Annotated in this window: 25 protein-coding genes, 2 pseudogenes and 1 other annotated feature; of the genes and pseudogenes, 23 read left to right on the top strand and 4 right to left on the bottom strand. The window is 36.6% G+C overall.

Going from position 1 to position 22,847, the window contains the following annotated elements; translation table 11 throughout:
* Positions 1–99 precede the first annotated feature (99 nt).
* The 9 genes from rimP to IGI47_RS09240 all read left to right on the top strand — a co-directional run bounded on the left by rimP (position 100) and on the right by IGI47_RS09240 (position 8,579).
* Positions 100–573, top strand: coding sequence for a ribosome maturation factor RimP (gene rimP / locus IGI47_RS09280; protein ID WP_438784028.1), 474 nt, complete (start codon positions 100–102; stop codon positions 571–573).
* 21 nt (positions 574–594) lie between these two features.
* Entirely contained in the window at positions 595–1,794 is a 1,200-nt protein-coding gene (gene nusA / locus IGI47_RS09275; protein ID WP_005875922.1) for a transcription termination factor NusA, read from the top strand.
* A 23-nt stretch (positions 1,795–1,817) separates the two neighbouring features.
* Positions 1,818–2,111, top strand: a complete 294-nt coding sequence (gene rnpM, locus IGI47_RS09270) for an RNase P modulator RnpM (protein ID WP_005875920.1) — start codon at positions 1,818–1,820, stop codon at positions 2,109–2,111.
* A complete protein-coding gene (locus IGI47_RS09265; RefSeq protein ID WP_005875918.1) occupies positions 2,108–2,419 on the top strand; it encodes a YlxQ-related RNA-binding protein in 312 nt (103 codons plus the stop codon). Before rnpM ends, IGI47_RS09265 begins: the two co-directional genes overlap by 4 nt.
* 12 nt (positions 2,420–2,431) lie before the next feature.
* Positions 2,432–4,711, top strand: coding sequence for a translation initiation factor IF-2 (infB, locus tag IGI47_RS09260; protein WP_123863010.1), 2,280 nt, complete (start codon positions 2,432–2,434; stop codon positions 4,709–4,711).
* Positions 4,712–4,733: 22 nt separating this feature from the next.
* Positions 4,734–5,081, top strand: coding sequence for a 30S ribosome-binding factor RbfA (gene rbfA, locus IGI47_RS09255; protein ID WP_005875913.1), 348 nt, complete (start codon positions 4,734–4,736; stop codon positions 5,079–5,081).
* 548 nt (positions 5,082–5,629) lie between these two features.
* Positions 5,630–6,553, top strand: coding sequence for a tRNA pseudouridine(55) synthase TruB (gene truB / locus IGI47_RS09250; RefSeq protein ID WP_311930923.1), 924 nt, complete (start codon positions 5,630–5,632; stop codon positions 6,551–6,553).
* Between the two features lie 4 nt (positions 6,554–6,557).
* Positions 6,558–7,493: a riboflavin biosynthesis protein RibF gene (ribF, locus tag IGI47_RS09245; RefSeq protein WP_311930924.1), complete on the top strand. Its 936-nt coding sequence runs from the start codon at positions 6,558–6,560 to the stop codon at positions 7,491–7,493.
* 300 nt (positions 7,494–7,793) lie between these two features.
* Positions 7,794–8,579: a glucose-1-dehydrogenase gene (locus IGI47_RS09240; RefSeq protein ID WP_311930925.1), complete on the top strand. Its 786-nt coding sequence runs from the start codon at positions 7,794–7,796 to the stop codon at positions 8,577–8,579.
* Between the two features lie 218 nt (positions 8,580–8,797).
* On the opposite strand, the pseudogene IGI47_RS09235 reads toward IGI47_RS09240, so the two are convergent.
* The 3 genes and pseudogenes from IGI47_RS09235 to IGI47_RS09225 form a co-directional block, all read right to left on the bottom strand.
* Positions 8,798–9,232 (bottom strand): annotated as a pseudogene (locus IGI47_RS09235) (helix-turn-helix domain-containing protein); the annotation flags it as partial.
* A gap of 193 nt (positions 9,233–9,425) precedes the next feature.
* Positions 9,426–9,665: a binding site (T-box leader), on the bottom strand.
* Between the two features lie 74 nt (positions 9,666–9,739).
* Positions 9,740–10,918 carry a helix-turn-helix domain-containing protein gene (locus tag IGI47_RS09230; RefSeq protein ID WP_438784025.1) on the bottom strand — a complete coding sequence of 393 codons (1,179 nt, stop codon included), beginning with the start codon at positions 10,916–10,918 and terminating at the stop codon, positions 9,740–9,742.
* Positions 10,915–11,265 (bottom strand): hypothetical protein, encoded by a 351-nt coding sequence (locus tag IGI47_RS09225; RefSeq protein WP_438784024.1) that lies wholly within the window; start codon positions 11,263–11,265, stop codon positions 10,915–10,917. Before IGI47_RS09225 ends, IGI47_RS09230 begins: the two co-directional genes overlap by 4 nt.
* A gap of 167 nt (positions 11,266–11,432) precedes the next feature.
* Here IGI47_RS09225 and IGI47_RS09220 point away from each other — a divergent pair, with 167 nt between their 5' ends.
* The 4 genes from IGI47_RS09220 (at position 11,433) to IGI47_RS09205 (ending at position 15,036) form a co-directional block, all read left to right on the top strand.
* On the top strand, positions 11,433–11,951 hold the full coding sequence (locus IGI47_RS09220) for a hypothetical protein (RefSeq protein ID WP_311930927.1): 519 nt from the start codon (positions 11,433–11,435) through the stop codon (positions 11,949–11,951).
* 26 nt (positions 11,952–11,977) lie between these two features.
* Positions 11,978–12,622, top strand: coding sequence for a hypothetical protein (locus tag IGI47_RS09215; RefSeq protein ID WP_438784023.1), 645 nt, complete (start codon positions 11,978–11,980; stop codon positions 12,620–12,622).
* Positions 12,623–12,630: 8 nt separating this feature from the next.
* A complete protein-coding gene (locus tag IGI47_RS09210) occupies positions 12,631–12,924 on the top strand; it encodes a hypothetical protein (RefSeq protein ID WP_311930929.1) in 294 nt (97 codons plus the stop codon).
* A 117-nt stretch (positions 12,925–13,041) separates the two neighbouring features.
* The gene (locus tag IGI47_RS09205; RefSeq protein WP_438784022.1) at positions 13,042–15,036 is read left to right on the top strand and encodes a hypothetical protein; all 1,995 of its coding nucleotides are present in this window, start codon (positions 13,042–13,044) and stop codon (positions 15,034–15,036) included.
* A 183-nt stretch (positions 15,037–15,219) separates the two neighbouring features.
* Here IGI47_RS09205 and IGI47_RS09200 read toward each other — a convergent pair whose 3' ends face one another.
* A complete protein-coding gene (locus tag IGI47_RS09200) occupies positions 15,220–15,681 on the bottom strand; it encodes a helix-turn-helix transcriptional regulator (RefSeq protein ID WP_438784020.1) in 462 nt (153 codons plus the stop codon).
* Between the two features lie 291 nt (positions 15,682–15,972).
* Between IGI47_RS09200 and IGI47_RS09195 the strand changes: the two genes are divergently transcribed.
* From IGI47_RS09195 to grpE, 10 genes and pseudogenes are all read left to right on the top strand, one after another.
* The gene (locus IGI47_RS09195) at positions 15,973–16,368 is read left to right on the top strand and encodes a hypothetical protein (RefSeq protein WP_438784019.1); all 396 of its coding nucleotides are present in this window, start codon (positions 15,973–15,975) and stop codon (positions 16,366–16,368) included.
* A 23-nt stretch (positions 16,369–16,391) separates the two neighbouring features.
* Complete coding sequence (locus tag IGI47_RS09190) at positions 16,392–16,580, top strand: hypothetical protein (protein ID WP_311930934.1); 189 nt, start codon at positions 16,392–16,394, stop codon at positions 16,578–16,580.
* A 183-nt stretch (positions 16,581–16,763) separates the two neighbouring features.
* Complete coding sequence (locus IGI47_RS09185) at positions 16,764–17,042, top strand: hypothetical protein (RefSeq protein ID WP_311930935.1); 279 nt, start codon at positions 16,764–16,766, stop codon at positions 17,040–17,042.
* 186 nt (positions 17,043–17,228) lie between these two features.
* A complete protein-coding gene (locus IGI47_RS09180) occupies positions 17,229–17,408 on the top strand; it encodes a hypothetical protein (RefSeq protein ID WP_438784018.1) in 180 nt (59 codons plus the stop codon).
* A gap of 112 nt (positions 17,409–17,520) precedes the next feature.
* Positions 17,521–18,135 (top strand): hypothetical protein, encoded by a 615-nt coding sequence (locus IGI47_RS09175; protein WP_438784017.1) that lies wholly within the window; start codon positions 17,521–17,523, stop codon positions 18,133–18,135.
* 15 nt (positions 18,136–18,150) lie between these two features.
* Positions 18,151–18,624 carry a hypothetical protein gene (locus IGI47_RS09170; protein WP_311930939.1) on the top strand — a complete coding sequence of 158 codons (474 nt, stop codon included), beginning with the start codon at positions 18,151–18,153 and terminating at the stop codon, positions 18,622–18,624.
* A gap of 104 nt (positions 18,625–18,728) precedes the next feature.
* A pseudogene (locus tag IGI47_RS09165) lies at positions 18,729–19,241 on the top strand (tyrosine-type recombinase/integrase); the annotation flags it as partial.
* A 453-nt stretch (positions 19,242–19,694) separates the two neighbouring features.
* Positions 19,695–20,867 carry a radical SAM family heme chaperone HemW gene (gene hemW, locus IGI47_RS09160; protein ID WP_438784015.1) on the top strand — a complete coding sequence of 391 codons (1,173 nt, stop codon included), beginning with the start codon at positions 19,695–19,697 and terminating at the stop codon, positions 20,865–20,867.
* A gap of 250 nt (positions 20,868–21,117) precedes the next feature.
* Positions 21,118–22,161, top strand: coding sequence for a heat-inducible transcriptional repressor HrcA (hrcA, locus tag IGI47_RS09155; RefSeq protein ID WP_311930941.1), 1,044 nt, complete (start codon positions 21,118–21,120; stop codon positions 22,159–22,161).
* An 87-nt stretch (positions 22,162–22,248) separates the two neighbouring features.
* Positions 22,249–22,812 carry a nucleotide exchange factor GrpE gene (gene grpE / locus IGI47_RS09150; protein WP_005880049.1) on the top strand — a complete coding sequence of 188 codons (564 nt, stop codon included), beginning with the start codon at positions 22,249–22,251 and terminating at the stop codon, positions 22,810–22,812.
* Positions 22,813–22,847 lie beyond the last annotated feature (35 nt).

Here is a 22,847-nt window from a genome sequence, read left to right as displayed (position 1 = left end):
TAGTTATTTATAGGTAATGATACTAACTGTGAGTGAGCGGATTTTTCGCTCACTCTTTTTAATGGAATTACGGATTCAATTTTTAAGGAGGCGAAATTCTTGAGTAGCGTCGTTGAAACAGTCACAGAAATGGTGACTCCGATTTTAGAGGAACAAAATTTTGAACTTGTAGAAGTAGAATTTGTGAAAGAAGGAAAAAGTTGGTTCTTGCGAGTATTTATTGATAAAGATGGTGGAATCGATATTGAAGAATGTGTCTATGTCAGTGAAAAATTAAGTGAAAAACTCGATGCAATAGATCCCGATCTAATCCCACAAGCATATTTCCTAGAGGTGTCATCTCCAGGAGCAGAACGTCCGCTAAAAAAAGAAACAGATTATGAAAAAGCACTAGGTGAATACATCCATGTGTCTTTCTACCAACCAGTGGATGGAGAAAAGCATTTTGAAGGATTTCTTCAGTCATTTGATGCTGACCAGCTTACATTGAAAATACGCATAAAAACACGGGAAAAAGAATTGATTCTTGACCGAAAAAACATTGCCAAAGCTCGCTTAGCAATCCAATTTTAATCACGGAGAGGAAACAGAATAATGAGTAAAGAAATGTTGAACGCGTTAGATGCATTAGAAGCTGAAAAAGGAATTTCAAAAGAAATCGTAATTGACGCTTTAGAAGCAGCCTTAGTTTCTGCATATAAACGCCATTATGGTCAAGCACAAAACGTAGAAGTAGAATTTGACCAGAAGAAAGGGAAAATCCACGTCTATGCAGTGAAAGAAGTGACAGAAGAAGTCATGGATTCACAGTTGGAAGTATCATTGAAAGATGCACTTTTGATCAATCCAGCATATGAAATTGGCGACACGATCCGCTTTGAAGTTACACCAAAAGATTTTGGCCGCATTGCTGCGCAAACAGCGAAACAAGTAATCTTGCAACGTGTGAGAGAAGCAGAAAGAACAATTATCTATAATGAATTCAGTGCATATGAAAAAGATATCATGCAAGGAATTGTTGAACGTCAAGATAAACGTTACATTTACGTGAATCTTGGAAAAATCGAAGCAGTGTTATCTAAACAAGATCAAATGCCGAATGAATTTTATCAACCGCATGATCGGATCAAAGTGTATGTTTCTCGAGTAGAAAATACCTCAAAAGGTCCTCAAGTTTTTGTTAGTCGTAGCCATCCAGATCTTTTAAAACGTTTGTTTGAACAAGAAGTACCAGAAGTATACGATGGTATCGTTGAGATCGTCAGTGTCGCAAGAGAAGCGGGTGACCGTTCTAAAGTTGCTGTACGCTCAAATGATGAAAATATCGATGCAGTAGGAACTTGTGTTGGTCCGAAAGGGCAACGTGTCCAAGCAATCGTCAATGAATTAAAAGGTGAAAATATGGATATCGTTGAATGGGACGAAGATCCAGCAGTATTTATCGCAAATGCATTGAACCCAGCGCAAGTCATGGATGTCATCTTTGATGAACAAAATCCAAAAGCTTGTACAGTCGTTGTTCCTGATTATCAATTATCATTGGCAATCGGTAAACGTGGTCAAAATGCACGATTAGCTGCAAAACTAACGAACCATAAGATCGACATCAAGTCAGAGTCAGACATGGCTGCATATTATGAAGAACAAGCAAATAAAACTGAAGATGCAAGCGATGAATCAGTGGCAGAAGCACACGATGAAGCAATCATCCAATCTGATTTGACAGACGATGAATATGAAACAATCGCATTCAACGATGAAAAAACTATCGAAGAAACAGACCAAGATGCTTAACAGATAGCTTAGGAGGCAAAGAGATGAAACAAAGGAAAATACCTTTACGCAAATCTGTCGTTTCAGGTGAAATGAAACCAAAAAAAGAGATGATTCGTATTACTCGTTCGAAAGAAGGAGAAGTATCAATCGATCCAACTGGGAAAATGCCAGGACGAGGCGCGTATGTCTCACTTGAGCCAGATGAAGTACAACAAGCTTGGGATAAAAAAATTCTCGATCGAGCACTTGAAACAAGTTTGACTGATGAATTTTATCAAGAATTATTGGAGTATGTAACACACCAAAAAGCACGAAAAGAGCTATTTGGTAAATGAGAGAAGTCAATCGGCAAAAAGCCATGAATCTCATTGGATTAGCGATGCGCGCTGGCAAACTAGTCACGGGCGAAGAGCTAACGATTGCAGATATCCGCAGAAACAAAGCCAAAATCGTTTTTGTCGCGAATGATGCAAGTGAAAACACAAAGAAAAAGATTAAAGATAAGAGTTCATACTATGAAGTTCCTTGCTTTGAGCTATTTTCTGAAGCGGAAATCACGCAGATGATCGGAAGACCTCGCAAAGTATTTGGGATCCTGGATAACGGATTTGCGAAGAAAACCAAGGAGCTAATTGAAGGTTAGGAAGGTGATTGCATGAGCAATAAACGAATTTATGAACTAGCAAAAGAAATGAATAAGTCTAGTAAAGACCTTGTGGAAAAAGCACAGAAGCTCGGTATTGATGTGAAAAATCATATGGGAGTCATCACAAGTAGTGATGAAAAAAAACTGCAACAAGCATTTAAACCACAAGGAAATAAGCATACAGCACAGCAAGAAAGCCAAAAACCAGTCAAAAAGCAGCCGAACGATCAGCCTAAAAACGAAACAAAACCAAAACAACAAAAAAATAACCGCAACTATCAAGATCGCGGTCAAGGGAGCGGTCAAGTGAATCAAGGAAAAAACCAATCAACAACTCAAAACCGAAATAATAGTGGAGGCGCTACTAACCAAAATCGCCAAGGCGGAAATCAAAGCCAAAACAGAAATACAAACAACAATCGCGGAAAATTCAACAATAACAACCGCAATCGTTTTAATAAAAAAGGAAAAAAAGGCAAACAACAGACATCAAATAAACCAGCTGTACCACCACGTAAATTCCGTGAGTTACCAGAAGTATTAGAATATACTGAAGGAATGAATGTGGCAGATATCGCTAAAAAAATCCATCGTGAACCAGCTGAGATCATCAAGAAATTATTCTTGCTTGGTGTAATGGTCAATCAAAACCAATCCTTAGATAAGGATACGATCGAATTATTAGCAACAGATTATGGGATGGAACCTCAAGAAAAAGTTCAAGTAGATATAGCAGATATCGATAAATTCTTTGAAGCGGAAGAAGTAAATCCTGAAAATCTAGTATCTCGTCCTCCAGTTGTAACTATCATGGGACACGTTGACCACGGGAAAACTACGTTACTTGATACCTTACGTCATTCACGTGTAACAAGTGGAGAAGCTGGTGGGATCACGCAGCATATCGGTGCCTATCAAATCGATATCGATGGCAAACCAATCACATTCTTAGATACACCAGGACATGCGGCGTTTACAAGTATGCGTGCGCGTGGAGCAAGTATCACAGATATCACGATTTTAGTAGTCGCAGCTGATGATGGTGTGATGCCACAAACAGTGGAAGCCATCAACCATGCAAAAGCAGCTGGTGTGCCAATCATCGTTGCTGTGAATAAAATAGATAAACCAGGTGCGAACCCACAACACGTCATGCAAGAATTAAGTGAATATGAATTGATTCCAGAAGCATGGGGCGGAGAAACGATCTTTGTTGAGATTTCGGCTAAATTTGGCCAAAATATCGATGAATTATTAGAAATGATCTTATTGGTTGCTGAAGTTGAAGATCTTAAAGCTGATCCTACACAACGAGCAATCGGTACAGTTATTGAAGCCCGTCTTGACAAAGGAAAAGGACCTGTAACTACATTACTTGTCCAACAAGGAACATTGAATGTCGGTGATCCGATCGTTGTAGGGAATACCTATGGACGTGTACGTGTGATGAACAATGATCTAGGCCGCCGTGAAAAATCTGCTGGTCCAGCAACACCAGTTGAAATCACTGGATTAAATGATGTACCACAAGCTGGTGATCATTTCGTTGTATTTGAAGATGAAAAAACAGCTCGTGCTGCCGGTGAAGAACGTGCAAAACGTGCGTTATTGGAACATCGTGCTGCTACAAGCCGTGTCACATTGGATACTTTATTCGAAAGCTTGAAAGAGGGAGAATTAAAAGATGTCAATGTGATCATCAAGGCTGATGTACAAGGTTCTGCCGAAGCATTAGCTGCGTCATTGAATAAAATCGATGTAGAAGGCGTACGTGTAAAAATCGTCCATTCTGCAGTTGGTGCGATCAATGAAAGTGATGTCACACTTGCTGCTGCAAGTAATGCGATCATCATTGGTTTCAACGTCCGTCCTACACCACAAGCGAAGAGTCAAGCAGATGCAGAAGAAGTAGACATTCGTTTGCACCGCATCATCTACAAAGCAATCGAAGAAATCGAAACAGCGATGAAAGGCATGCTTGATCCAGAATTTGAAGAAAAAATCACAGGCCAAATGATCGTTCGTGAAACATTCAAAGTTTCGAAGGTCGGAACGATTGCAGGAGCATACGTAACAGAAGGCTATATCCGTAGAGATAGCGGTGTACGTGTCATTCGTGATGGAATTGTTATCTATGAAGGCCAACTTGCCAGCTTGAAACGCTTCAAAGATGATGTAAAAGAAGTGAAAATGGGCTATGAATGTGGCGCAATGATCGAAAAATTCAACGATATCAAAGTAGATGACGTCATTGAAGGATTCATTATGGAAGAAATCAAAAACGACTAAATGAATAGGGAGGCCGCTCAATATGGCAAACTATCGTGACCGCCGAGTCGGTCAAGAAATTTTAAAAGAAGTAAATGATATATTACGTAAAAAAGTACGTGATCCTCGTGTTGAAAATGTTACGATTACCGATGTTCATGTAACTGGAGATCTGCAACAAGCAACGATTTATTATAGTATCTTATCTGATTTAGCATCGGATAAGAAAAAAGCAAAAGAAGGCTTAGAAAAAGCTAGTGGCTTGATTCGCCGTGAATTAGGGCATAACTTGAGTATTTATAAGACACCTGAACTGACTTTTGAACTTGATGAATCAGTTGTCTACGGCAACCATATCGACCAATTATTACGAAACCTGAATAAAGACTAGATCCTACTCGTAAAGGCAAGTCTGTTCAATATTAAAACCGTTATTCACCAAGTTTAGATACTTTGTGAATAACGGTTTTTTTTCTATATTTTTGGCTATCTTATTTTGGAGAAGAGTAAATAACTAACAAGCTACGTATTTTATTAAAAAAAGGGAGTGTGGGACAAAAGTAAGAAACACTTTTGTCTCATTCCTTAAAAACGAATAAACGGTGGGAACAGAAGCATCTTTTTCGAATAGAAGAGCAACTCGGCACTTCTGTTCCGACCTGACTGGATCATTTCATCAACGCTAAAGTCTAGGGGAAAGATTATTTGCCTGATAACCATCCATATAGCCAATCAAAAGGTACAAAGAAAAAATTTTCCATAGTGTTCCCTCCTTTGATTAAAGCATACCATAGTAGCTATTTACATGATGATGAAGATTTATTACAGTTCTATTGCTAAAGAACAAAAACCGTAGAGAAGCGATTCAAAGTCGTTAGCAAATACATTTGATGTGTTATAATTGTACAGTTGATACCTCAAATGAAAAGGAGAAAAATTATGGATGGTTTATTACCTTTATGGAAAGAACGTGGCATGACCAGTCATGACTGTGTATTTAAATTACGAAAAATTTTACATACGAAAAAAATCGGGCATGGCGGAACATTGGACCCTGATGTAGATGGTGTTTTACCGATTTGTATTGGAAAAGCGACGAAAGTCATCGAATATTTAACAGATTCAGGTAAAACATACGAAGGAGAAATCACCCTAGGCTTTAGTACAACTACTGAAGATCGTTCCGGAGAAAAAGTAGAGAGCAAACGTGTGGGTATACCTTTAGAAGACGAGCAAATAGATGCTGTGATGGAGAGTTTTGTTGGCGAAATCACACAGATTCCTCCGATGTATTCTGCAGTAAAAGTGAATGGCAAACGACTTTACGAATATGCCAGAAATAACGAAGCAGTAGAAAGACCAGTGCGCAAAGCCCAAATCTATCGTTTTGAGCGAACAAGTGATATTCATTGGAACGAAAAAGATGGGCTATTGTCTTGGCGTTTCGAAGTAGAATGCGGCAAGGGTACCTACGTCAGAACATTAGCTGTTGATACAGGCAAAAAACTAGGCTATCCTGCACATATGTCAGATTTGACTCGTACGGCTAGTGCCGGAATGAAAAAAGAACAGGCAATTACATTACAACAAGTAGCAGATTACAAGGAAAGTGGAACGATAGAAGCGCATCTGCTGCCATTGGAAGTTGGGGTTGCTCGCTTCAAACGGGTAGATATCAGTGATGATGTATGGCAGAAGGTTAAAAATGGGATGCGTCTTGAATACAACGTCTTTCAATTGGATCGTATGCCCACAGAGGAAATTGCTCTTTTCTATCGTGACCAAGTCGTGAGCATTTACCAACCGAACCCTAAAGAAAAAAACAAATTAAAACCAAGTAAAGTGTTGAGAAACGAGGTATAAAAACATGAAAATAATTAAAATCAGACATCCCTATCAAATGGACCAAATCCCTAAAGAGGATGTTGTATTAGTATTAGGCTTTTTTGATGGTGTGCATAAAGGACATCAAAAAGTAATACAAACAGGCAAAAAAATTGCGGAAAAAGAAGGATTAAAGTTGGCATTGATGACTTTCAATCAGCATCCTTCAATCGTTTTTAAAAAAATCAATCCCAGTCAGGTTAAATATTTGACGACATTAGCACAGAAAGAAGAAAAAATGGCAGCGTTAGGTGTTGATTATCTCTATGAAATTGATTTTACTTCTTCGTTTGCACATTTAGCTCCACAAGATTTTGTCGATCAATATATCGTGGGACTACATGCAAAGTACGCTGTTTCAGGTTTCGATTATACGTATGGTCCAAGAGAGATTGCAGATGTTGCACACTTGCCACAGTACGCTAAAAAGCGATTTGAAGTTGTGACGATCCCGAAGGAAGAAAATGAAGGAGAAAAAATAAGCTCCACACGCATACGTCACTTATTAGATAATGGCAAATTAGAAGAAGTCACTAAGCTCTTAGGATCAGTTTATGAAGTAGAAGGTGTAGTCGTACATGGGGATGCTCGTGGTCGTTTGTTAGGATTTCCTACAGCTAACGTGAAGGTCAAGAGTACCGTTCATCTTCCTAAAGAAGGAGTTTATGTCACTGAAATCAAAGTTGGCGATACTTGGTATAGAGCAATGGGCTCGATTGGGCATAATGATACCTTTGGCGAGGGTCGTGAATTGACTGTTGAACTGTATATTTTAGATTTTGCACAAGATATTTATGGGGAACATGTCACTATCCGTTGGAATCATTTCCTGAGAGATCAAGTGAAATTTTCGAGTGCGGAAGCTTTGATCGACCAATTACAAGCAGATGAACAAGCAACGGCGGACTATTTTAACTAAATTTTAGGAAGAGAAACTAGGACAGAAATGGTTCATTATGAGGAAATGAGTCTCAAAAATTACTTTTCATTCTTTTGTGGATTGTTGACTTATTTTTCCAAGGAAAAACTCCTTCTGCTATTTATTCGTGTTTAGGGTGTGAGACGAAAGTATTTATTTCTTTTGTTTCATACCTTTTTTTGACATACAGCATGTTATTGGTGCAACTATTCGTAAGCGTATTGTTTGCTTGAAATGGTAGGTCGTATAGTACACTTTAAATAAGTTGATCATAAAAGATCAAGAAAGGTGGAAATATAGATGTATAAAGATCTTGAAAATAAGGTAGCCGTAGTAACTGGTGGTTCAAAAGGAATCGGAACAGCCATTTCAGAACGTTTTGGTAAAGAAAAAATGAAGGTCGTTGTTAATTACAATTCAGACAAAAAAGGAGCAGATGAAGCTGTTGCTGCAATCAAAGAAGCTGGAGGAGAGGCAGTTGCTGTTCAGGCAGATGTCAGCACAGAAGAAGGAATCAATCGCCTATTAGAAACAGCTCTCAATAAATTCGGACAACTGGATATTTGGGTAAACAATGCAGGCATGGAAAATCAATCTGCAACTCATGAACTAAGCTTAGAAGATTGGGAAAAAGTTATCAAAGTGAATCTAACAGGCGTATTCTTAGGGACAAAAGCAGCGTTGAATTATTTTAAAGGTGAAAATCGAAAAGGAAATATCATCAATATGTCTTCCGTCCATGAACAAATTCCGTGGCCAACTTTTGCCCACTATGCTGCATCAAAAGGTGGAGTCAAATTGTTTACGGAAACTGTCGCTATGGAGTATGCCCCAGAGCATATTCGAATCAACAGCATTGGTCCGGGAGCCATAAAAACGCCAATCAATGCGGAAAAATTTGAGGATCCAAAGCAAAAAGAAATACTTGAAAACATGATACCGATGGCACGAGTTGGCCAACCGAAAGAAATTGCCGCTGCGGCTGCTTGGTTAGCTTCTGAAGAATCTAGTTATGTTACAGGGATCACCTTATTTGTGGATGGTGGTATGACCTTATACCCTTCTTTCCAAGGCGGGAAAGGCTAAGAATAATAGGATATGGAAAATCAATCTTGAAATAAATAGCTGAGGTCCTAAAAAATTCTTCTAGATAAAGTTGTGTTTAATCTATGTTGATGATTTGAATGATTTGCTCACATGAGGGGGGATCAAAAGCAATTGCTGACCAAAGTATAAGGAACTAGATCTGTGTCAGCAATTGTTTTTTGCAATATTTTTTCTTGGTAAGAACTTGCCATTTTTTTCAAGGTAATCGACGATTGTTTTTGGAGTAATTTGTAGATCCAATGACTAAAGTTCATCACATAATTGAAGTTGCCTCCAATGGTTAGTTCATAGTGGTTCTGTTTGAGGTGTTGATAGTGAAGTAGACGCTCTTTTTTATTGGCATAGACATCTAGATGATAAGTAAAAACAGTATCTTTAAACTTTTGCATTGCATAAAAGTCAGTAGTGATAAGTGAAAATTTTAATGTGACAGGAGCTTCAAAAATCCGCTTGTTTTCTTGGTCCTGGTTGTTCTCTTCGACGCCATATAAAGAATCATATAGATCTTGTTCGGTAAAACGCCATTTACCACCTGCATTAGTTCCGTGTAGTTTTCCTTCTTGTAAATAATTTCGAATAGAACGCGTTGTCACACTCAGCTGTTCCGCAAGTTTTCCTGCGCCAAAAAACATACCAAAAATAAGTGAAGCAACTAATAATAAATTCTTTATAGATAATTTTTCCATCATAAAAAAACCTTGTCTTTTTAGTTAAAAATGAGCAGTGTGATTTTTGATGAGACTCGATCATCCTTGCTAAGATACATATCCATCTTCCTTTCTTTGGGTGGTAAATACAAAAAAGCCCGCTGGAATAATAATTATTCCAACGGACAATAGTCAATTGCGGTACCACCGTTTTTTTGTTTGAAAAATCAAACAATCTCTCATCGACTCAATAAAAATGAAGCGCATTATCCGATAACGGGGATCACCGTCACAAACTTCTTACGTCACCTGCGCATCTCCAGAGCTACTTTCACTTATAGAGGAAATACGATTTCACACCACCCGATCGCTCTCTTAATCTCCATCCATCAGTTACTCTCTCTATCAATGATTTTTTGTCATTATAACTGTATTATTATGCAGTATCAAGCTTATACAGAAAAAATCTGAAAATTTTAAAAATATGTTCCTCTAATATTTATAAATGCTATTGTGTTTTTGAAGTTTTAGAAAATCATGGTTCCAATGATTGTTTACGATGCGATTGTAAGAATGCAAAATATTTTTAAAGTCTTCAGGAGTAGGATTAGAGTGGATAGAAACGACTTCGCACTCTGTTAGACTCAAAGATGGAAGATCAGTAACCAGCAAATCGTAATTATTCGCAGAATGACATACTTCAGACAGTGTAAGGTGATTCAAAGAATGGATATCTAAGCGAAACCCTAGATGGAATTGGAGATCATTTTTTAGAAAAAGGCTATGTTCATAGCTTGTATTAAAGAATAAGCCTGTCTTCACTTTAGGTGCGATCGTTTCCAACTGTTCAGATAAACTGATCCAAGAAGTAACCAACATGAATAAAAATTTATTGATAACAGAAGAATCGAGATAGATAGCCAACGGTTCCTTCGTAAGGGACTCTTTGATCATTATGTAGATTCTTTGTGTAAAGCTAGTATAGTAATTATTTAATTGACGAAAGAATTCTTCATTGGGATTGTATAAAATCGTCGCAGGCCCCCAGACATAGGTGGTTGCATTATATAAATAAAGCAATAGGTCATTTTTATTCTCCACTCTCAGCTTTTCTTGCTGTTCGATGGTATTCAATAAATCTAAGAGAGCAGATCTAATTTGATTGATTTGATTATTTTTTTGAGATTTTATCCGCAGTTCTTCAATCGACCAAGCAAAATTTTTATTGAAAAAGACATAAAATAGTTGGTAAGTGATTTGAGGAGTTACAGCTATCTTATATTTTTCATATATTTTACTGCATACTTGATGGGACAATTGGAAATCTTTTCTGACTGTTTGCTTTGTTTGGCTAGTAAATAGATGACCTTTGCGAATCCGTGAAAAGCAAATAAAGAGCATGATCCGAAATTTATTGCGATACGCATATACTTGTCGTTGAGGAACAAACAATTCTGGATAGTAAGAAAAAAACTCTCTGTAGATCTCATCGAATAAGTCCAGTGCATCATCACGTATAAATTCATCAGAAACACCATATTTTTCAGTGAAAAAGCAAAAGAAAAACCAGCAGATTTTTCGTTCATCGCCGACGATGTTTAGTTGACTCGAGTCAATTGATAAACTATAGGGAGCAAGTAGTTGATTAAGTTCAGCAATTTTCCTCTTCAATGTTGAGGTACTAAAAAAAGCTTGTCAGCCAGTGAGGTGAGATTAGGATAATGATTGATAAAGATTTCTTCCAATAATGTAAAACGCAATGATTGTTTATACAATTTCGAAAAAATAAAGAAGCCGTTTTGCTGTGGTGGCAGAAACAGACGTATTCCTCGCTGTTGGCTACTATTTATTTTTGCAGGCAGAATATACTGGTTGATTTCACTGATATTTTGACGAATCGTAATTTCAGATAATCCTGTTGTTTTTGCAATATCTCTGATTTTTTCCCATCTTCGGGGTAGTAAGTAACTAATGATTAAATAATGTTTCAATAATTTATTTTCCAACAATTTTTTCATAACTTTCCTCCTATTATCATCTAACGATAGTTTGAAAATGAACTCGCGCGACAATAAATATTGTTTTATAGTTATTTTTATCATCGTTGGACAAATAATTATACAGGTAAATCCAACATGATTATAACAACAGAGGGAGCGAAAAAATAGAGGAAAGGTAGAAAAAGTTGGAAAAATTCAGAAAAGTCAAACGAATAGTCTTGATTCTATTGTGTAGCTGCTTTATTGGGGTGGCATGCTACTACTATTATTTAACACATTACACAAGACCAGTCGTTGTAGCAAATCAAACAAACGGGGCAGAATCTAAATATGTCAAAAATATGTCTGATAAAGAATTTTCGGCTTATTTGCAAGGGCAAGCAGACAAGAGTCAATTTCGCTTAAAAATGGAATCGGATATGTTTTTTGAGAAAGCAGACAAGGTGGGGAAAGTCACGATATTAAACCCAAACAGTAACCATTATGCAATTCGCGTACAAACAACAATCGAAAACCAAGAAGCGATTATCTATGATTCAGGAATGATCAAACCGAAACAGTTTGTCGAGAATGGTGAATTGAAAAAGGCCATACCACAGGGTGTTTATAAAGTGAACCATCATGTTATTTACTATGAACTTACAAATCTAAAACAGAAAGTCGGCGAAACAGTTATCGTGGGCCAGCTTGCAATCAATCAGTAGTTTTAGAATAAATGGAGGAAAATAAAGTGAAAAAAGTAAATTTAATAAAAGTTACCGGCGTACTACTGTTCAGTAGTTTTGCAATTTTGAGTGGAACAAAAGGTTATGCGTATGAGAATGGTCAAAATGCTCCTAATATGCAGACACAAGAAATCAAAAAACAAGATTCTGCGACCTTACCAGCAGAAGGAACATTCCAAGAATTTGATCCAACGAAACCAGTTGATCCATCTCTACCAAATCCAGGACCCACAGATAAAGCTTGGATAGATGTAGAAATTCCTACAAAAATCTTATTTGGACAGACGGATATTAGCTCAGGTATCATCTCACCAAATTATGAGATCAAAAATCTTTCATCCAAAAGTGTTGAAATAGCAATTATGGATTTCAAGGATCGTGCAAAACCCGCCACAGGAAAGTCGGATGCTGAAAAAATCAGTGATCAGCTTGCCCTGGATTTGAAAAATGTGACAAGTAATATAGTTGTTCCTCTACACACAACTGACGCGAATAATCCAGCCCAGTTTCCTGCAGATTTAGGTGCAATCACCACACAAGGAGAAAAACTTGTTTTTCAATTGACAGGAAATATAGCAAAGGGATTTCAATTTAGTCAAACAGCGATCCAACCGCAGTATGATATGGTTTTGAAATTTGAAGCAAAATAGGAGCAATAATGAAAAAGCAAAAAGGAATTTTTTCAGTGACGAGCTTACTTATTTTTCTCTTTTTGCACCCTTCCTTTAGCTATGCAGAATCAGTAGAGTCCTATAAAGATATCCCTGTTGAAGGGATCATCGGCAATCCTTCTGTAGCAGAAAATGAACCAATAGTTTCAGAGTTCATTCCCAGAAATACATTTCCAAAACTATTCGAAGCTACAGGAAGTACTACTGTCCTTTCTATTTTAGGCATATTGTTAGTGATGATCGTAATTGATATTTGTTGGATAAGGAGGAACAATCAATGAATCAAACAAAAAAAACTAGGACTAACTCTCTTTTTCGTGTTGTTTTTTTGCTGTTCCTTTTCTACAGATAGTTATGCAAGTGATTCAGGAAGTACTGCGAGAGAAGTGGCACAAGATGTGACTGAGTCCCAGTGGCAGATGATGAAGGATTATTTTTCTCAAACCCCTGTTGCTGCGACAGAAGGTTATACGATAGGAACAGATTTTTCACCTGATTTTGAGCAAAGCTATCAGTATAATGAACGGAATGAATACAATTATACAGGTTCTGCTAAACGAATAATTACAAAAATCACTTCCAATGATACTGATACACTCGCAGTTAGCTATTCCAATCATAATATTCAAATGAAACGTGGAAAAGGAAACAACGATCACGTATTGGTCACGATCGAATACCATTTGGAATGGAGCTTCCGAGTACAAGAAAAAGTACTTGGCACATGGTGGAGCGTGAACGATCAAATTGGTTCAACTGGTACATTTACTGATTCTATAGACGTTACTGTGGAACAAATACAGTTTACTGTTACACCAAAATCTACCAATCGAATTGAATTGAATCTCTATGATCCTAAAAAGATAGATCCACTGACATTTGTAGATTATTCTGGAAACACAGGCTCCGTAACGAGTTACATGCAGGAAAAACTAGATGATAGTAAATTAGGAGCTACTCAGGGGAAGTTTGTCTTTTCAGATACTAAATATACGAAGGCAGTAGTCATTCCCTTTACCGTAGTCGACACGACCCCACCTACTGGAAGATTGAAAGATCCGCTGACGATGGAAATCGGAACATTGCCTAATCTTGTCGATCTTTTCGACTATGAACCATATGATAATGATTGGCAAACGGTGGATATTCTATCATCTTTTGATTTTAAACAGTTAAAAAAAGGAACACAGCCAATCCAATTGATTCTGGAAGACCAGTCAAAAAATCAAGCAAAATTCACTAGTACGATCGAGGGTGTGGATACGACTCCGCCAAACGTAGTAACAAAGAGTGCAACAATTGAATATGGCGAAAAAATCGATCCAAGTGACTTCATTGTTTCTGCTACGGATAATGATCCCGATGGTGTGATCGCATACTCGTTTGAAAAGCAACCAGATAGGTATCAAAGTGGTACGCAAGAAGTCACCATTCTTGCTACAGATGCATCAAAAAACACAGTAAAGGTGAAAGCAAGCTTGAATGTCAAACCTGATATAACTGCCCCAAGTGCAGACGGTGTTTTACAAATGGTTCCGATAAATGGATCTTTGCCAACTGACCCACTGACGACAGTGACAAATCTAAAAGATAATGAAGATGTGACAAAACTTTCTTGCAAATATCTTGTACTTCCTGATACCTCTAAAGTGGGCTTAACCAGTACAACCGTAGAAATAGCAGATCGAAATGGCAATAAAAGCCAAGTAAGAGTGGGTGTATTTGTTTATGACGATCATAGTATATACGATAAACAATATGTCCTAAGTACACAAAATTTTACACTTTATTCTAATGAAGTCGATGGAACGACGATTGATGAAACTATACTAAAAAAAAGTAAAGCAAAAGCGTGGGATATATCCTCAGGAAAAGAAAAATCAGACATCAAAGTAATCACACAGAATGTCCAAAATAAATTTGGCACATACGCCGCAACATTAGCGATAGGGCAATTGAGGCAGACGATTCAGATCAATGTATTGGACGCCAAAGAATTGATCGATATTTCACTTCCGCAAAAAGTGATTTTCGGTTCTACGGATATCCAACAAGGGACCGTTAATTCACCCAAATATGAAATCGTCAACCATTCTAGTGTACCTGTGGATGTCCAAATCTCTCAAATCAAAGTTGATCCAGCTTCCACTATTCCCTTGCTAGATCAGGCATCTTCGCCGGAAGAAAAAAAAGCAGGGGTAGAGTTAAAATTAATCACATCGGAAGGATTTCTCGACCAATCATTTGCAGTTGATACTACACTAAAACAAACGTTAGGAACTTTACATGTGCAAGAAAAAGGTAACTTCATCTTTTCAGGAGATTATTATGGTTCCTATAAGAAATCTGCACACTGTAACTTCACGATGATCTTCAAATTTGAAGCACAATAAAGAGAGGTCGAGACAAAAGTCGTTTAGGTGTGAAAAATTGGAGAAAAAAGAGGCTGGGACAGAAGCAACTCCTTATTTCCGAAGGAGTTGCTTCTGCTCCCACCGTTTATTCGTTTTTAAACAATGAGACAAAAGTGTTTCTTACTTTTGTCCCACGTTCTTCTGTAGCTAGTATTCAAGAGATTAAAGTAAAAAATGAGTCAGTACAAAGATGGTTACTAAAACTTCCAGAGTGGTAACAAAAATGATAAAAAAGAGTGCTGTTGTAAAAAATTTTGGGGTAACTTTTTCTTTCCATGTAAAAAGAACACAAAGAGAGACAGGAGCTGAATAAGGAATGAAAACGGATATTACCAATAAAATTATTAAGCCTAAGTTCCATAGTTCAGATTTTGTTGACTTGTGTTTTCCGCCATCAGAGTGCATATCTCTATTTTTTTCTAAATCAGGAGCTGAATAAAAGTGATCAATGGGGATATTGAAAAGCTTTGATAACAGAACAAGGTTTTCATAGTTTGGAAGGGAACGACCATTTTCCCAGCTAGAAATAGTTTGCCTAGAAACAAAAATCTTTTCTGCCAAATCCTCCTGAGTGAAATTATTTTTAAGGCGTTCACTTTTTATTTTGTAAGATACGTTAATCATTTAATCCTCCTTGCAAAAAATTTATAAAACGATAAGTAAAGTACTATGTAAAGTGCTATGTAAAGCCAATTTGATGGCTACTTATATATTTGCATAGTACGATTGTTTTGTAAATATAATTAAAGGAGTGTTCAGAAATGATTTCAAAAAAAGTAAAATTTATAGCTGGTCTTTTTTCATTAATTACTATTACAGGAAGTTTGACTCCAACAGTTTCAACTTTAGCGGAAGGAAAAATTTCCAGTCCCACCTGTTAGTAATCCATCTGGTTCGAATGACGAAACTTATGTTTTGGATGAAAATAACGAAAATTATAACAAAGCAGTAGAATATTTAGAAAAGAATGGAAACAATACAACTGTAGAATATTTCAAAGACTATTTTTACGGGAAAACTGTAACTCTACATAATCAGGATAAGTTAATGGATGGTTATTTAGAATTTTTAAGTACTAAGCCACAAGGAAGGATTGCAATAGAATCAATCATTGGTATTGTTGGGGGTGCAATAGCAATTGTTTCGGGAATGTATAATGCTGGAAGATATGCAGCTAAACAGTGTGTGTCTCGAGGGATACTTAGTAAAAAAAGTTATAAGCCCAATGGTGGTTGGATCATGACAGGAATTATTGCTACTTTTGGCTTACCCGCAGCACTAGGTTTTAATGATTACATGTACGATAGATGAAAAAAGGAATGGAGTATAGATAGATGAGTATATTTAGAGAGTTTTTCAGGTTCATTGTTTTACATTATGATTTTATTGCGATACTTTTATTGTCTTTTGTCGGAATATCTTTATCCATCAAGGTATCAAATCAACAGACAGAAATTAAAGATTTACAAAAAGAAATTTATGAAATGAAACTTTACAAAAATACGAATGCTAACGGAGATTGAACTCTTCTAAATTTGAAGTTGTTTATTTTGTATGAAAAAGTCTACATGAGCGTGGGACAAAAGTAAGGAACATTTTTGTCTCATTGTATGACTCGTAATTTTATAAAATATATTACTTGTATTATTATAAGTTCGTTATCCTTTGAAAAGGGCGTTTGGGATGCGTTGCAAGGAGAAAATGCAATGCAAATCTTGGTCAATGCCCTTGCATCAATAGACAATTACAGCAGGTATAGCTATCAATACAATTTATTGTTGGGGGAATTAAAAATGTATACGGATATTGTTCTGGAACAAAAAGCGGAAAATTTTATGAGGCATTTAGGTCTTATGCCTAATGGTAATTATTTTACTTGTTATCACTTTGGACACCCGATTTTAGATTTATTATTTCTTGGCCCACTTGTAGAGGGAATCGTTACTAAAGTAGCTTTGATTATTGCCACCGCAGTAAATGGTTGATACTTTGAGCACTTCATTACCGAATCTGAATTCATATAAAAAATCTTACCGTTTTTTATTAGTTATGAAATAATGACAATTATGCTTCTAAAAAAACTTTTTATGATGCGAGTGATTAATAACGTTGTGATTAATTTATAGTGACCATGTCTTTATAAGACAAATATAAATTTTGGAGGATACATAATGAAAAAGAAACATCAAGGATTGAAGGCATGGATCAGCATAATCGCAGTGACTTTTGTTTTGTCTGTAGTAGCAACAAGTAGCAGTATGATTGTTTCAGCAAATGAGTTGACTCTAGATGAACCTCAGAATAGTGAAAGCTATTTTGATTATGAAGACTTGTCGATTCATTACTCTTAAAGAAGAAAAGTATTCCGATTTTATTTTACAAAAAGCAGAAATCGCTTTCTTTTTTTGTTTATAATCAATTTGGGATCCCGAATAATTTAAAGTTTATTAGGAGGGCTTAATAATGAATTATGCATTTGAGGATAACTTTGGTTATTATAAAAAGGGATTTATCTACTCACTAATTGTAGTCTTGTTTACATTGTTTCTATCTTGTTTCTCGATTGTGGTTGTACGAGCAGACAATCAAGAAAATATTTTCATAGATACAACGATATTGGATTTAGAGGATTTGCCTTCAGATGTGCCAATTGAAGAGACCTTAATAGAAATGAATCAACAACGTTTAAAAAAAATAGATAGTGAGATTTTGAAACCTAGAAGTGCGGATCAACTATTGAGAGGCCCCACTATTATTGGGGCAAATATCATTCGTATGAGTGGTACCACTTGTCAGCTGTATCTTGCTTGGTCGGGAACAGAATCTATTAGTTCTTGGCGTGCAAATAATATCAAAGCAACGAATTTAAATTTAATTGGTCCAGCAACATATTTGAACATAAATAATTACTTTAGAAATACAACTGCTAGTCTAGTTGGAACAACTTATGTAGGTACAATGTCTATACCAACGAGAGAAACTAGAGTGAGAGTTTCTGTGTCAAACTTACAAGCCTATTATCTTATATATGGATGGCGTTCAGGTATAATCAATAATGGAATAGTAATCATTAACTAGTGAAAGGAGAAAAAATTGTTAAATTTTTCTGAGTTATCAACCAAGTATGAAGATTCTTTTATATATGTGGATGAACGAAAAAAAACAATGGATATTTTGAAGCAAATCGTTGATATAGAGGAAAAGTCGATTGATTTTTTTCTAAAAAAGCGTATTGAATTATTAACAATAAATGTCGTGAATTCGATCTATTATAATCCGACAAGAAATGTATCAATAAAGCTTTTTATTGTGATAAACAATGAAAAGAGTAAGAAATATTACCAACAAGCATTAAATATTAATAATAGGACAGATTCGTTGTTTGAAGATGAGCAAATATATGTCTTTATTGACAAATCAGTGGGGATAGTCGAAACAAACAGCTTACTCTTATCTTCTGATGTTCGTATATTATCTGGTATTACGCATGAGAATGTTACAAAAAAAGATATTTATTTTATGGATTATATTTCTGCATTTGAACAGAAAAATGAAATAAATCAATAGTAGTTATAAAAATAGGCTCATTGTCAAATGATGTTGGTAAAGAGAAATCTTAGAATAATTTGGACAGAACAGAAAGAAGAAACCCTCTTTCTGTTCTGTCTTGTTCATTTCGAGAAATCGATTTGGATGGTTGTTCTCTTGCAATTATTCGAAATCGAATTCACATAAATGAAGCGAGACAAAAGGAGATGAGGCAACGAGAAAAAGGGACTTTTATAAAGACGTATCAGCGAAAGAACCAGACTTCTTATCACAAAAAAGTGAAGGCTTCTGAACAATTTCTTTTTTCCACCACGATTTTCCAAACACAAAATGGTACGCCAGTTGTGTATCATTCCTTTAATGAGTTTATGAATGGACGTGGAAATAATAAAAAGCCAGTTCGCTGTGTCAAAGATATCTTAAGAGAAAAATATCCAGAGTTTAATAAGCATGTAACTACGCATACTTTTCGTTACACACATATTTCTCTATTGGCTGAAGCTGGTGTCCCAATCAAAGCAATCATGGATCGTGTCGGCCATGCCAATATGAAAACAACACTGGAAATTTATAATCAGGTAACGAATGCCACCAAAGAAAAAGTGATCCAAGAAGTCGTTTCTTGGATTTTTTAGTGGATTTGTTTACCGATTACAGTTAGTATGCGTATATGAGAGGTCGTAAGCAAAGCGCTATGACCTGAGCAATTAAGGAAGAATCTGAGAAAATAGCTTTCCATATTTTTGCAGATTTTGACTTAATGCCTAAGGTCAGCTTTGCGAACACCGTTTAATGAGAGGTCGTGAAAGCGATGATCTGCTCCAAGAATTAAGAGCGAAAAATCGAAAATAGCTTTCCATATTTTTGTATTTTTTGAACTTAATTCCGCAGGAGCAATCGCTTGAACACCGTTTGATAAGAGGTCGTGAGAGTGCTAGGTAGCTCCGATGACAATAAGAAAGAAATTTCTCAAACAGCTTTTCATGTTTTAGAAATTTATGGCTTATTTCAAGGAGCTAGTACTTGAACACCGTTTAAAGAAGGTCGAAAATCGGTACGACTTTTCGACGTAAGGAGAAAGAAAATTAATGAATGAAACAATAAATTCCGCAGAGCGTAAGGTTTCTGCGTATATCCATATCCCGTTTTGCGAGCACATTTGTTATTACTGTGATTTTAATAAAGTCTTTCTAGAGGGGCAGCCGGTCGATGAATATGTTGAGATGCTTTTTGAAGAAATGAGAATCATGATTGAGAAATATCCGGTGGCTGATTTAGAGACGTTATATGTTGGTGGTGGCACACCAACATCACTGTCAGCTAATCAGTTGGATCGCTTGTTGGCGGGTGCACGGGAAATCTTACCATTTAAAGAGGGGAAAGAGTTTACTGTGGAAGCCAATCCTGGTGACCTTACGCGTGAGAAGCTGCAGGTGATGAAAAATTATGGGGTTAATCGTTTATCAATGGGAGTGCAGACTTTTGACAATAAATTATTGAAAAAAATTGGTCGAAAACATACAGCTGAAGATGTTTATCAAACGATGTCCTTTTTGGAAGCGGAGAATTTTAATAATGTAAGTATTGATCTGATTTATGCTCTTCCAGGTCAAACACTTGAAGGATATCGTCAGACATTAGAGCAGGCTTTAACGCTTGATTTACCTCATTATTCATTGTACTCATTAATTTTAGAAAATAAAACAATGTTTATGAATTGGGTACGACAAGGGAGACTGGAGTTGCCAGATCAAGAAACAGAGACAAGGATGTTTGAAGAAACGATCGAGGCAATGGAGAAACATGGGCGTCACCAATATGAAATCAGTAATTTTGGTTTGAATGGGCATGAGTCTCAGCATAACTTGATGTATTGGAACAATGACCACTATTTTGGTTTTGGTGCAGGTGCTAGTGGCTATCTTGGGAATAATCGTTATCGAAATAAGGGACCGATCCAACATTATCTACGTCCATTGAGACAAGGGGAGTTGCCTATTTTAGAAAAAGAGGAACTGTCTAAGAAAAATCAGATAGAAGAAGAAATGTTTTTGGGATTGCGGAAAAAAATGGGGATTTCAAAAAAACACTTCCGGACGCGTTACCAATGTTCAATAGAATCATTGTATTCGACTGTGCTGATTGAGTTAGAAAATGAGGGTTTGCTTGTTAATGATGATGAGAGAATCTATCTTACACCTAAAGGAATATTTTTAGGAAACAATGTATTTGAACGTTTTTTATTAGGAGATGAAATTTGAAACCATTTTTAAAACGTTAAATTTTTATAAAAAGCAAAAAAAAGAAAGTAAAAAGTATTTTTAAAAAGGTTTGAAAAGCTGATGAAATACTGATAGATCAATAGTCTTACTGGTTAGCTCTATTATTAGCACTCGGTTTAAGAGAGTGCTAATAATAGAGTTGTTTTTCTTGACACAGGTAGGGCTTCTTGCTATATTAGTAAGTGGGTTAGCACTTAGAAGATAAGAGTGCTAACAAGAGGTGAGGAAGATGTTAACACAAAGACAAAGTGAGATTTTACGTCTGATCATCCAAAGCTATACGAGTAGTGGCGTGCCCGTTGGTTCCAAAACGTTAATGGAAGAAGGAGTCGAGGCAAGCTCGGCAACAATTCGCAATGATATGAAAGCACTAGAAGATGAAGGCTTTTTGCTTAAGACTCACTCGTCTTCAGGAAGGATACCTTCAGTACTTGGCTATCGTTATTACGTGGACCATTTGCTAAAGCCGGCTCGTGTGCCAAACGATGATTTGCAACAGATTCGGCAGTCTTTAAGCAAAGAGTTTCATGAAATCAACGAGATCATCAAGCAATCTGCTGAAATTTTATCCCAGCTGACTAGTTATACGACTTTCTCGTTAGGGCCAGAAATCAAAGACCGCCGATTAACTGGATTTCGAATCATTCCTTTGAACAGCCGACAGATTATTGCAATCGTCGTGACGGACAAAGGCAATGTGGAAAGCCAAGTATTTACACTTCCAGAGAATTTAGGAAGTCAAGACCTAGAAAAAATGGTTCGCATTGTCAATGATCGTCTAGTGGGAGATCCTCTAGTGACAGTCTATCACAAATTGCGAACAGAAATTCCAATGATCTTGCATAAGTACTTCCAAACAACTGAAGGGATGTCTAATCTTTTTGATACGGTACTCGGTCATGCGTTTGAAGATAAAGTTTATGTAAGTGGACAAATGAATCTACTAGATTATGAACCACACCAGGATCTTGATCAATTCAAGTCGATGTTTTCCTTTATGACTGATACTTATGAATTGATGCAGATGATCGTGCCGATGGATAGTGATATCCATATCAAGATTGGTACTGAACTAGGAAACGATCTTTTGCAGAATATGAGTATGATCCAAGCAAGTTACGAGATTGCCGGGCATGGTCGAGGTACAATAGCATTGTTAGGACCAACTAGCATGCCGTATTCTAAGATGTTTGGTTTGGTGGATGTCTATCGTCAGGAATTAGCGGTGAAACTTGCCGACTATTACCGCTCACTTGATTTATCAGGTTCTTAGTGTTAAAACGGATTGTAAGGATTAGATTCTCCAGGTAAGGTTGAATTAATCAAACAGCTGACTGAATAATGAAAGGAAGACTGTATCGTGAAAGAAAACCAAGAAGAATTAGATCAAGAAGTTACGGATACTCATCCCGACCCGGAAATTGATATGGAAGCTGTCGAAGATTCCGGTGTTTCTGAAATTGAAGCCGAAGAATTTGAAATCGAGAATTTGAAAGCTGAACTTGAAGAAATGGAAGATAAATATTTGCGTGCTCGTGCAGAAATCGCGAATATGGCAAATCGTGGGAAGAACGAACGTGAACAGTTGCAAAAATATCGTTCGCAAGATTTAGCAAAAAAATTATTACCTTCTATCGATAATTTAGAACGTGCATTATCAACTGAAGTTTCCGATGACCAAGGCGCTAGCCTGAAAAAAGGTGTGGAAATGGTTTTGGAAAGTTTGAGACATGCACTTAGAGAAGAAGGTATTGAAAAAATCCCTGCAAAGGGTGAAGCATTCGATCCAAACCTCCATCAAGCGGTACAAACAGTACCTGCATCGGAAGATGTTCCTGCGGATACGATCGTAGAAGTTCTTCAAGAAGGCTATAAATTACATGATCGCGTGTTGAGACCGACAATGGTCATCGTCGCGCAGTAAAAAGTCATGATTGAATAAAAAAGTTTAGTAAAGAT

It is taken from the genome of Enterococcus sp. AZ191, from assembly GCF_051713845.1.
Classification (GTDB): Bacteria; Bacillota; Bacilli; order Lactobacillales; family Enterococcaceae; genus Enterococcus_B; species Enterococcus_B durans.
The sequence above is the reverse complement of the archived record's forward strand: the minus strand, read 5'-3'. Positions and strand labels throughout refer to the sequence as shown.

Coding starts and splice junctions, on each gene's coding strand:
- hemW (WP_438784015.1), top strand. CDS start 19,695: ATGAATGAAACAATAAATTCCGCAGAGCGTAAGGTTTCTGCGTATATC.
- IGI47_RS09225 (WP_438784024.1), bottom strand. CDS start 11,265: ATGAAAAAATTGTTGGAAAATAAATTATTGAAACATTATTTAATCATT.
- IGI47_RS09240 (WP_311930925.1), top strand. CDS start 7,794: ATGTATAAAGATCTTGAAAATAAGGTAGCCGTAGTAACTGGTGGTTCA.
- hrcA (WP_311930941.1), top strand. CDS start 21,118: ATGTTAACACAAAGACAAAGTGAGATTTTACGTCTGATCATCCAAAGC.
- IGI47_RS09200 (WP_438784020.1), bottom strand. CDS start 15,681: ATGATTAACGTATCTTACAAAATAAAAAGTGAACGCCTTAAAAATAAT.
- nusA (WP_005875922.1), top strand. CDS start 595: ATGAGTAAAGAAATGTTGAACGCGTTAGATGCATTAGAAGCTGAAAAA.
- IGI47_RS09185 (WP_311930935.1), top strand. CDS start 16,764: ATGCAAATCTTGGTCAATGCCCTTGCATCAATAGACAATTACAGCAGG.
- IGI47_RS09175 (WP_438784017.1), top strand. CDS start 17,521: ATGAATTATGCATTTGAGGATAACTTTGGTTATTATAAAAAGGGATTT.
- ribF (WP_311930924.1), top strand. CDS start 6,558: ATGAAAATAATTAAAATCAGACATCCCTATCAAATGGACCAAATCCCT.
- rnpM (WP_005875920.1), top strand. CDS start 1,818: ATGAAACAAAGGAAAATACCTTTACGCAAATCTGTCGTTTCAGGTGAA.
- IGI47_RS09210 (WP_311930929.1), top strand. CDS start 12,631: ATGAAAAAGCAAAAAGGAATTTTTTCAGTGACGAGCTTACTTATTTTT.
- infB (WP_123863010.1), top strand. CDS start 2,432: ATGAGCAATAAACGAATTTATGAACTAGCAAAAGAAATGAATAAGTCT.
- IGI47_RS09265 (WP_005875918.1), top strand. CDS start 2,108: ATGAGAGAAGTCAATCGGCAAAAAGCCATGAATCTCATTGGATTAGCG.
- IGI47_RS09190 (WP_311930934.1), top strand. CDS start 16,392: ATGAGTATATTTAGAGAGTTTTTCAGGTTCATTGTTTTACATTATGAT.
- IGI47_RS09180 (WP_438784018.1), top strand. CDS start 17,229: ATGAAAAAGAAACATCAAGGATTGAAGGCATGGATCAGCATAATCGCA.
- truB (WP_311930923.1), top strand. CDS start 5,630: ATGGATGGTTTATTACCTTTATGGAAAGAACGTGGCATGACCAGTCAT.
- rbfA (WP_005875913.1), top strand. CDS start 4,734: ATGGCAAACTATCGTGACCGCCGAGTCGGTCAAGAAATTTTAAAAGAA.